Origin of the sequence: Mesorhizobium sp. M7A.F.Ca.US.006.01.1.1 (assembly GCF_003997935.1) — a bacterium.
Lineage (GTDB): Bacteria > Pseudomonadota > Alphaproteobacteria > Rhizobiales > Rhizobiaceae > Mesorhizobium.
Genome location: NZ_RZQL01000436.1, coordinates 1 through 2,539 on the forward strand (window position 1 = coordinate 1; position 2,539 = coordinate 2,539).

Genomic DNA, 2,539 nt, shown 5'->3' on the forward strand with positions numbered 1-2,539 from the left:
GTCCTCTGAAGCGCACCGACTGCTCGCTGGTCTCCGACGGCGCCGCCGCCCTTATTCTTGCCGACACCGCCACGGCGCTGAAGATGCGCCGTGCCGTTGCCTTCCGCGCCAACGAGCATGTGCAGGATTTCCTGCCGATGTCGAAGCGCGACATCCTGACCTTCGAAGGCTGCGAGCAGGCCTGGAACCGGGCGCTGAAATCGGCCGGCGTGACGCTCGACGATCTGTCCTTCGTCGAAACGCATGACTGCTTCACCATTGCCGAACTGATCGAGTACGAGGCGATGGGCCTTGCCAAGCCGGGAGAGGGGGCGAAGCTGGCGCTGGACGGCACAACGGCCAAGGATGGTCGCCTGCCGGTCAATCCATCCGGCGGGCTGAAGGCTAAGGGCCATCCGATCGGCGCCACGGGCGTGTCCATGCATGTCTTGACCGCCATGCAGCTTGTCGGCGAGGCCGGCGGCATCCAGGTGCCGGGCGCAAAACTTGGCGGCATCTTCAATATGGGCGGTGCGGCGGTCGCCAACTACGTTTCCATTCTCGACCGGATCAGATAAACCGCCCGCATTTACGGGAGGGTTCATGACAAATCCGGTTCTGATCGAAGTGTTGCGCGGCGCGATCGTCGAGAGCGCGCATCGCGGCTCGGTCGCGGTCTTCGATGGCGACGGCAAGCCCGTCTGGGAGATCGGCGACACGGCCAAGCCGGTGTTTCCGCGCTCCGCCGTCAAGGCGATCCAGGCATTGCCGTTGGTCGAAAGCGGCGCTGCCGATGCCTATGGCTTCGGCAACCGCGAACTGGCGCTCGCCTGCGCCTCCCACTCGGGCGAGCCGGCCCATGTCGACCTTGCGCGATCCATGCTGGCCAAGGCTGGGCTGGACGGGTCAGCGCTCGAATGCGGCACGCATTGGCCGTCCAATCATGACGCCGAGATTGCGCTCGCTCGCGCCGGCGGGTCGCCGAACGCCTTGCACAACAATTGTTCCGGCAAGCATTCCGGCTTCCTCTGCACATGCGTCCACGCCGGCATTGCGCATCGCGGCTATGTCAAGCCGGGACACGGCCTCCAGGAGATGGTGCGCGACGCCATGCAGTCGGTCACGGGCGCTGTCCATGGCGCGGACCAGCGTGCCATCGATGGCTGTTCGATCCCAACCTATGCGGTGCCGCTCAGGAGCTTCGCGCTCGGCTTTGCCCGCATGGCCACGACATCAGGTTTTGGCCCAGAGCGAGCCAAGGCTGCAAAGCGGCTGCTTTCCGCCTGCATGGCCGAGCCCTTCTTCGTTGCCGGCAGCGGCCGCGAAGACGTCGCGTTGATGGAGGCCGCACCAGGGCGGATTTTCACCAAAGGCGGCGCCGAGGGCGTCCACTGTGCCGCAATTCCGGAACTTGGCCTCGGCATCGCGCTTAAATGCGATGATGGCGCCGGCCGCGCCGGCGAAGCCATGGTTGCCGCCGTCCTTGCCAAACTGTTGCGTACCGATGAGGTCTTGGCGGCGAAGCTGCTCGAATTGGCAAACACGCCCATCGAAAACCGCAACGGTGCCAAGGTCGGAGCGCTGAGGCCGACAGCAGCCCTCAACTGACGTGATTGCGCTCGACGGTCAGATGCGCGTAGCCGCTACCGTTTGACGAGGCGAGATCGCCTGTCGCGGGCTCCGCCCAGCGCTGGCCGACAACCGCACCGCTCAGCGCGCCGTCGATGACATTGTCGGAGATGACCGCCGTGCCCGCTCCCTCGACCACGGACACGACGATTCCGGTTCCGGCCTTGCGGATGATGTTGCCGGTGGCCACGACATTGCGCAGGTACGGGCCCCAGCCGATCTGCATGCCGTAGAGCGGCGCGTTCTCGATGACGTTGTTGGAAACGGTGGTGTCGGCCTCAACGCCGATGCCGACGCCAAATCCCGGCGAGTCGGCGGGGTAGGGGCCGCTGGTCGACAAATTGCGCACGATGTTGCCCGAGCAGACGCCCATGCGGCCGCCTTCGTTGAAATTGACGATCGAGATGCCGTTGGCGGCACCGTCGACGATGTTGTTGCTGATGATGGCGCCTTCGAACGAGAATTCGGAATAGACCGCCGTTTCGCCCGAGCGCGAGCAGGTGTTGCCCGATATTTGCAGGTTGCTGGCGCTGTTGGCCCGGATCGCCGAGAAGGCGCAGTCCGAGACGATGTTGCCCGAAACGACGACATTGCCGGCGCGAAAGGCATTGATGCCGTTGCCGTTCTGCCCGGTTCCGCCGCTGCGTGCCTGGATCCCTTGGACGCGGTTGCCGGTGATCATGGTGCCATCTTCGGCCATCTGCCAGCGGTGCACGAGGATGCCGCCATTGGCGCAATCGGAGACGGTGTTGCCCGTGATAGACAGCCCGCCAGCCTCGACCGAGTAAATGCCGGCATCGGCGGCGCCCGATATCTCGCTGCGCTCGACCCGGCCCGCCGCATGTTCCAGCGCCAGTCCGTTCTTGCCGCTGCCGGTGATCTGGCAATTGTCGATGGCGAGGTGCGCGATACGGCGCAGATCGAGCAGCCC

At 65.1% G+C, this 2,539-nt stretch carries 2 protein-coding genes and 1 pseudogene; 2 read left to right on the forward strand and 1 reads right to left on the reverse strand.

The genetic code is table 11. From position 1 onward, the window contains the following. A pseudogene (locus EN943_RS36470) lies at positions 1-557 on the forward strand (thiolase domain-containing protein); the annotation flags it as partial. 25 nt (positions 558-582) lie between these two features. Beyond that, complete coding sequence (locus EN943_RS36475; RefSeq protein ID WP_127416552.1) at positions 583-1,587, forward strand: asparaginase; 1,005 nt, start codon at positions 583-585, stop codon at positions 1,585-1,587. Here EN943_RS36475 and EN943_RS36480 read toward each other — a convergent pair. Further along, a partial coding sequence (locus EN943_RS36480; RefSeq protein WP_127416553.1) for a TIGR03808 family TAT-translocated repetitive protein occupies positions 1,580-2,539 on the reverse strand: 960 nt, incomplete at its 5' end. The two genes, EN943_RS36475 and EN943_RS36480, sit on opposite strands and share 8 nt — an antisense overlap.

Excerpts from the sequence above, each read along its gene's own strand:
- EN943_RS36475 (WP_127416552.1), top strand. The coding sequence starts at position 583 with ATGACAAATCCGGTTCTGATCGAAGTGTTGCGCGGCGCGATCGTCGAG.